We start from the raw sequence: 6,890 nt of genomic DNA on the forward strand, positions 1-6,890 counted from the left end.
TCGATCCATCTGCACAACTCCAAAGTCGCCCATTGGTTCTACGGTCTAACGAAAAATAATGAATTTTATGGTTAACTTTCAAAGCATTGTGGGCCCGCGGCCGTCTTCTTCTCCTCTTTTGTCTCGGACGCGGGCGCTTTGGTCCGAGCGACAGCCCGAGGGACCAGAAAAAGACGATCCAACCAACCTATCTCTTTAGTTGGACGCCATATGCCGCTAAGGCAGGGAAATGCTGGGTTTTTCCTCATCGTCCGAACAGGCTTTGCTATTGCTCGGGAGGCTTGATGGGCGGCTAGCCAACAGTGCAGCCGCGGACATTTGGCTGGCAAGAGCGCGGCTGAAAGGGGCGGCCATGCTGGCGACTGTCGCGTCGGTGCCGATCGGGGTTAAGGAGCTACAGGATTGGATTTGCGGACGGACGCTGCCGCCCCGGCATAGCGAGGGATTGAACGACCCGCTGTCGATCGCGGCGCTCGTCCACTTCGCACTGTCTGCGACGGAAAGCCAGCGGGATCCGATCGCGCGCGCAACGCTGAACATATCCCGCCTGCTGCTGGACGATCGGAAGGAGGCAGAATTATGGGCGCCGGACGATCTGGTGCGCTTTGGCCCGGCCTGGAGGGCGGTTCAGGCGCTGGTGGAGGCCCCCTACCCTATTACGGGGCTGGAGAGCGTTGCGGAGCGCCTCATCGCTGCCAGGAGCAGTTTGGCGGCCCCGGTGAGTGGCGGGCAGCTGCTGACGACGGCTGACGGGCGGCAACTACGCCTTGATCCCCGCCGGTCGGATCTGGGATGGGTGGTGGCGGCGCATGTGCCGGCGGCGCTCGAGGCGGCGGGGCTGGCGCTGCGGCGATTTCCCTCCTTTGTCGAACTGCCGCGCTTCCCAGGCGCGGATGTGGAGACGCTGACAGGGCAATTGGCAGCGATGATCGGGCGGCAGGCGCAAGCGGGCTTGGCGGAACTGGATCGGCTTGAGACGCGGTTGAAGAAACTGCCATCGGAATTACAGGTCACGAAGAGAAGCAAAGCGCCGCTCCTGATGCGGCTGAGCTTGGCTTATCCGGGCCTCAGCAAGACGGCAGTTGCCCGGCTGCTTGGCATTTCACACCAGGGGGCTACGAAGTTGGTCCTGCAGGTGGAGCAACTGGCAGAAGGACTGTCGCCGCGCGGAACATGAGTGGCGGGCAGGCCGTTTGAAACAATGCCTTATCTCCTCTTCCAAAAAAGATGGCTCTCCCCCTTAGTTATAAAGTTTCTAAGAAAGTTAGAGAGTTACGCGGCCGGGGATCACCGAGAAAAGCGCGGGAATGCGCGAGTCGGGAAGACTGCCTTGTTCCTAAAGGATCGTATTTCCGTTCCCGGAGTGTCGGGTGTACCGTTCCTGAAATGTCGGGAAAGCGTTCCCGAAGGTGCGTAGCGTGTTCCCGGAATGTCGAAGCTTGCCAATTCAGGTGGGTGGTGCGGCGATGGTTGAATCAGTTCCATCGATCGACCTTGGAATGTCGTTCAAAAGCTGTGGACTAGATTGGCGCGCGGCTTTGCCACCCTTCCCCACCGTGAGCATCAAGAGGGGCGAACCGACACTTCGGGAACGGTGAGGGTGCAGATGCCGCCAGGGGGCAACATTTGAGATGGGATGTAGTCCAAGGGACGGCAGCTCAGAGCCGGTGACGGTTCTTTTCGTGGAAGCGGCGCACGAAGCCGATGAAGGCTTTTTGATAATTGACCGGCGTGCGCGTGGGATCGGCATCCAGCCAGTTGCGGAAATCCTGATGTAGCGATTGATAGTCCCAACCGGGACACTCGGCGCGAAGCGCAGCAAGCGTCGCGTCGGTCAGTTCGCCTGCGCTGGCCTTGGTAGAGAGGCCGGTCAGCGTACGGCGGATGACATCGCGCGCGTCAAACAGGGGTTCGGCCTCTCCGGTCGGAGCGTCGAGAGTCAGAGTCGCCGCGCCGTCGGACTTTGTCGGATGAACGGGAGTGCTGCGCGCCGGAGCCATTGATCGTGCAGCGCCGGACTGCGGTTCGGCCGGGCGGCGGCGCATACGGACCGAGGGTTCGCGCTTGCCGTCCAGTTGTTCGAGCTCGAGCGTGTAGCCGGGCAACGGATCCCGCTCGGCGATCTTGGCGATCTCGAACTTGAAGCGGCGATAGGCGCCTTCCGCACCGGATTTCTCGAACAGGGTGGGCATGGAGATGGCGAACCCCCCCTCCCCTGCCCCGCCGGCATGTTTGCGCGCGACCTTGTAGAGCCAGCGTTCGCGCCCCCCGGTCAGGTCGAAATAGGCGCGATCGATGGATAAGACGCCGCCTTGCATCAGCACGCCTTCATAGAACCAGTTGCTCAGTTCGATGGTCATGCCGCGCGACCGTTCGGTGCGCTCGTCAACTAACTGGGTCCAGCCATCGAGCCAGCTGAAGGTCGCTTCGCGGCGGTTTTCAGCGCGTATGTTGGTTTTGATCGTGGTGGAGACGAGTCGGTCGAGCGATTGGCCCAGCAACTCATAGGCGCGGCCGGTGGTCGGACGATGAATGGCGCGCAGCAGATCATAAGGCATGAGATGCAGCTTGCGCGGAATGTCGTTAGCGCCCCGGCGGGCCATGTCGGCGAGGACGGACGCGCAATAGATAAGGATGTCCGCGTCCCAGATCGTAGCCATGCCATAATCAGGATTGGCCGAGACATGGACCCATGCCTTGCCGTCCGGGGAGGTGTAGTCGATCGGCTTGACGCGTTTCGACTTGGCTAGGCTGAAAAAGGGCCGCTCCATCATCTCCCGCTGATCGCGCAGCGGCATGTCCGCAATATAGGGAAGGAACAGTTCGAACTGGTCGTTTAGCTCCGTCCTGCTGGTGCGGGTCATGGGCGGCCGACAGTCTGCGGCGTAAAGCCTGCGCTGTTTCCCCGGGGAAACGAGGTGGAAAAGGGGAGGGGAGGCGTGCTGCCCCGGAGATGTTTCCCCGGGGAAACACAGAGACTGTTTCCCTTAATCGCCTCCCGTAAGCGAAGGGAGCGAAGATTGGCCATGTTGCGATGCCCCCCCGAGCGCGTCACTGCTGCAGGCCCAATCCCTGGCGCTCCAAATGGTCAAGTGCGTCGCGCAGCGCCTGGCCGAGCGTTTCCATGTCAGCGCCCGAGCCCGCGTGGAAGCGGATGGTGACGCCTTGGCGATTAACCGACTGCACGGTGAGGGCGGGGCGGCCATAGCGGGTGACCCAGGTGAACGGCTCTTCCTTCGGCTGCAACACGGCGGCGCGCGGGGCGTCGAGCAGTCGCTTCAATATCTCGGCCGCCGGGATCGGAGGCGCGCCTGCGGCACGCCGTTCCCGTTGTGTCGTGGCTAGCTGGGCGGCTTCGGCATGAATGACCGTTGCGGCGCTGTGGTCGTCGAGCGCCTGCGCCAGCGGATAGGCAGGCTTCAGCTGCACGTCGCCGGGCGAGGGGAAAGCGTCGATGATGTCGTCGGGGATGCCCGCGACCTTGATCATCTTGCTAAGCCAGCCCTTGGAGAGCTTCAGCCGTTCGGCCATGCGCGTGAGGTGGCTGCCATAATGAGCGCCGAGCGCTTCGGCATAGTTGCGCGCGCGCTCGAGATCGGTGACGTCCTTGCGCGCGCGATTTTCCAGGTCGGCGAGGCGGAAAGCCGCTTCGTCATCCAATTGCGCGACCTGCGCCACGAACATCATTTCAGGATAGCTGTGCGCGCGCAGCCAGCTGATCGAGAAATGGCGGCGCGTGCCTGCGATCACCTCATAATCATGATCGGGATCGCCTTCGACGCGGCGCACGACGGCGGGGACTTTCTGCCCCCCTTCGGCGATGATCGAGTCGATCAATTCGCGGCAATTTTCCTCGGTAAGATGCTGGTAAAGCCGCGCATTGCCGCGCCAGATGCGGACCTTTCCCGGATCGAGCAGCAATTGCGTAACTTGCCGTACTTCGCCCGACGCCAAGCGGGCGAGCGCGGTTTCACGGCCCAACAGCGTCGCGCCCCGCGCTCGATCGGCACGCGGCGGAGCAACAGGGGCAGGGGAGGGGGCTGGCTCGTCCTCCACCGCGGGCGGGCTTTCCACCACGGGGGCGGTGGCAGCGCCTTCCGCCTCGTCGGCCAGCAGCGCCGCCAGATAATCCGATTGCTTACGCGCCATGAGCCTGTCCTCCAGTTCGCGGGGAACATATGGGGAACGTATCCATGTAAGACAGAGGCGATTTTGGTCTCCCCGTTACGAAAGGCTCAGGCCGCATTGACGATATCCTCTTCCCGGGCGGGGGCGACGCGGCCCCAGCCCTGGCGGACAAGCGCCTCAATCTGGCCCATGGCTTCGTCGAGATTGGCGCGGCAACGCTTGTGCGTGCGGGGCGTGCCGATCGGCCGTTCCAGTTCATAGACCGTCATCATGCGCAGCGCCGCGTGGCTGATTTCCGCGCTGTCGAGGATCGGGATGGGGAGGAGGGCAGGGCCAAAGCTCTGCTCCATGATTGCGCGGACCATCGAATGGCTGGGATCATTGCTGTCGAATTTCGAGCAGAGCAGGCGGACGAATTGATAATCGACCTCAATCCCCGCCGTCTGCAGCTGATTGATCACCTGGTCCATCATCGAGAGGAACTGGACGGTCGAACAAAAGTCAGGCGTGGTCGCGGCCAGCGGCACCAATAGCGCGTTGGCCGCCTGCATGACCGCGAGGCTGATGGTGCCGAGCGCTGGCGGCGGATCGAGCAGGACGACGTCATAATGGCGGGCCAAGTCCATGAGTCCCTGCTTCAGCTTACGGAAGCGCGCGGCAAGGACGGAGCCGCCATCGCTGCCCGCCGCCGCCAGCTCATATTCGACGTCGAACAGTTCAAGGTTCGAAGGGATCAGATCGACATTGGGCCAAGCGGTGTGCTTGACCGCATAGAGAAGATCGACCTGCGTCGGATCGATGGACAGATAGGGATAAAGCGTTTCTTCCCGCTGAATGTTGAAATGCGGGTTGAAGCCGAACAGCGTCGTGGTGGTCGCCTGGCTGTCGCAATCGACGACTAGCACGCGATAGCCCTGCACCGCGAAATAATGGGCGAGATGGGTGGTGACCGTCGATTTGCCGACGCCACCCTTGAAATTCTGCACGGCAATGATCGCGGGAATGTCCAGCGGGGCGCGTTCGGGCGAAGCGCCCAATACTTGCCGCATGTTCAGCAGCTCTTCGACATTATAGCCGGGACGGCGACCATTTTCCGTCGGCGGGGCAGGGGGGAGGCGGCCATCCTCCTCCGCCATGCGAATCCGATTCGTGGAGCAGCCGAGCAGTTGCGCCGCCTCCGCTATGCCGAAGCGGACATTGAGTTCCTTGCGGCTGTCGGGCAGAAAAGCCTTGCGCCGCAGCCTTTCGACCATCTTTTCGCCGGCTTCGGCCAGGTCGCCGATCTGGTCCACAACTGCGTTCATTTCCGCCCCTAAACAGGAAGTTGAAGCTCAATTCGCAATGCTATCGCAGAAATACTTCAATTCTGCAATCAGCGCCGATTAATGATGCGCTTATCCTGCAGGAGGGGCGAGAGGATGATGTTGCATGGGAAGCGAAGCTAAGGAATAAGGTGGGGCTAAATAGCGTCTGCTTATCTTTAGTCGGGGGTTTTCGCAAAAGCCATGCCGTGTCCACTGCCCGTGCGCCAGATCGGCCCGCTCACCGTTTCCGCCATCGGGCTGGGGTGCATGAACCTTAGCCATGGCTATCTGCCGCGGCCTGATACAGCACAGGCCGAGCGGCTGCTCTTGCATGCGCTCGAATCAGGCGTGACCTTCTTTGACACTGCGGCGATTTATGGATTCGGCCGCAATGAGGAACTGCTGGGCCGCACTTTGATGCACCGTCGCAATGAATTTACGCTGGCGAGCAAATGCGTGCTGGCCGAGGTGGACGGCAAAAGGGGGCTGGACGGCTCTCCGCAAGCGATCACGCGGGTGCTGGACGATGCGTTGCGGCGGCTGCAGGTCGATCATATTGATCTTTATTATATGCACCGCCTGGATGCGAAGGTGCCGATCGAAGAATCGATGGGCGCGATGGCGCGCGCGGTGGAGGCGGGCAAGATCCGGGCGATCGGCTTGTCCGAGATGTCGGCCGCGACGATAAAGCGGGCGCATGCGGTGCATCCCATTGCGGCGGTACAGACCGAATATTCGCCCTGGACGCGCAATCCCGAAATCGCCGTGCTGGATGCGTGCAAGGAGTTGGGGATCGGCTTTGTCGCCTTTTCGCCTCTGGGCCGCGGGCTTCTCGCGGGGCGAATCAATGATGATGGCGTGGGCGAGGGCGACATGCGCGCCGACATGCCGCGATTCCTGCCGCCGCATCTTGGGCATAATCTTGCGCTTTATGAGAAGCTGCGGGCCGTGGCCGACGAAGCGGGCTGCTCCGCGGCGCAGCTGTGCCTCGCCTGGGTGCTGTCCAAGGGCGAGCATATCGTGCCCATTCCCGGAACCACCAGCATCGCCCATCTGGATGAGGATCTGGCGGCTCTTTCCCTGGATCTGCCGGGCGATGTGCTGGCGGCGGTCGATGCGCTGTTCCCCGCAGGCGTGGCATCCGGCGCGCGCTATAGCCGCCTGGCGCAATCGCAGACGGACACGGAAACGTGGCCGGGAGAGTTGGTGGAGTGAGGCGGGAAAGGCCAGTTTGCCGCCATTTGGAGGGGCAAGACGAAGAAAATTGAAGGTCGCTGTTTTTTCCTGTTGACCGACTCATTCGACGAGCCTAGATGCCACTCCACCGACGCGGTGAGCGCCACTGGTTCTCGCTTCGATCGGTCGCCAACATAGACGGGAAGCATCTCCCTCGGAAGTAAGTTTCGAGGAGGGTTAGCTGTCCCTCTTAGTTTGTCGGCTCTTTGACATTGTTAGTAT

At 61.8% G+C, this 6,890-nt stretch carries 5 protein-coding genes; 2 read left to right on the plus strand and 3 right to left on the minus strand.

Going from position 1 to position 6,890, the window contains the following annotated elements:
• The first annotated feature begins 352 nt into the window (after positions 1–352).
• Complete coding sequence (locus ACFO3E_RS10685) at positions 353–1,177, plus strand: hypothetical protein (protein ID WP_335676291.1); 825 nt, start codon at positions 353–355, stop codon at positions 1,175–1,177.
• A 481-nt stretch (positions 1,178–1,658) separates the two neighbouring features.
• Here the strand turns inward: ACFO3E_RS10685 and ACFO3E_RS10690 are convergent, their stop codons facing one another.
• The 3 genes from ACFO3E_RS10690 to ACFO3E_RS10700 form a co-directional block, all read right to left on the minus strand.
• Positions 1,659–2,864, minus strand: a complete 1,206-nt coding sequence (locus ACFO3E_RS10690; RefSeq protein ID WP_380804604.1) for a replication initiator protein A — start codon at positions 2,862–2,864, stop codon at positions 1,659–1,661.
• A 187-nt stretch (positions 2,865–3,051) separates the two neighbouring features.
• Entirely contained in the window at positions 3,052–4,149 is a 1,098-nt protein-coding gene (locus tag ACFO3E_RS10695; protein WP_066530590.1) for a ParB/RepB/Spo0J family partition protein, read from the minus strand.
• An 86-nt stretch (positions 4,150–4,235) separates the two neighbouring features.
• On the minus strand, positions 4,236–5,432 hold the full coding sequence (locus ACFO3E_RS10700) for an AAA family ATPase (RefSeq protein WP_066530586.1): 1,197 nt from the start codon (positions 5,430–5,432) through the stop codon (positions 4,236–4,238).
• A gap of 201 nt (positions 5,433–5,633) precedes the next feature.
• On the opposite strand from ACFO3E_RS10700, the gene ACFO3E_RS10705 reads away from it, so the two are divergent.
• Positions 5,634–6,647: an aldo/keto reductase gene (locus ACFO3E_RS10705; RefSeq protein ID WP_066530583.1), complete on the plus strand. Its 1,014-nt coding sequence runs from the start codon at positions 5,634–5,636 to the stop codon at positions 6,645–6,647.
• Positions 6,648–6,890: the final 243 nt, after the last annotated feature.

The sequence above is a fragment of the Sphingobium tyrosinilyticum genome, assembly GCF_042654265.1.
Classification (GTDB): domain Bacteria; phylum Pseudomonadota; class Alphaproteobacteria; order Sphingomonadales; family Sphingomonadaceae; genus Sphingobium; species Sphingobium tyrosinilyticum.

Coding starts and splice junctions, on each gene's coding strand:
- ACFO3E_RS10700 (WP_066530586.1), bottom strand. CDS start 5,432: ATGAACGCAGTTGTGGACCAGATCGGCGACCTGGCCGAAGCCGGCGAA.
- ACFO3E_RS10705 (WP_066530583.1), top strand. CDS start 5,634: ATGCCGTGTCCACTGCCCGTGCGCCAGATCGGCCCGCTCACCGTTTCC.
- ACFO3E_RS10695 (WP_066530590.1), bottom strand. CDS start 4,149: ATGGCGCGTAAGCAATCGGATTATCTGGCGGCGCTGCTGGCCGACGAG.
- ACFO3E_RS10685 (WP_335676291.1), top strand. CDS start 353: ATGCTGGCGACTGTCGCGTCGGTGCCGATCGGGGTTAAGGAGCTACAG.
- ACFO3E_RS10690 (WP_380804604.1), bottom strand. CDS start 2,864: ATGACCCGCACCAGCAGGACGGAGCTAAACGACCAGTTCGAACTGTTC.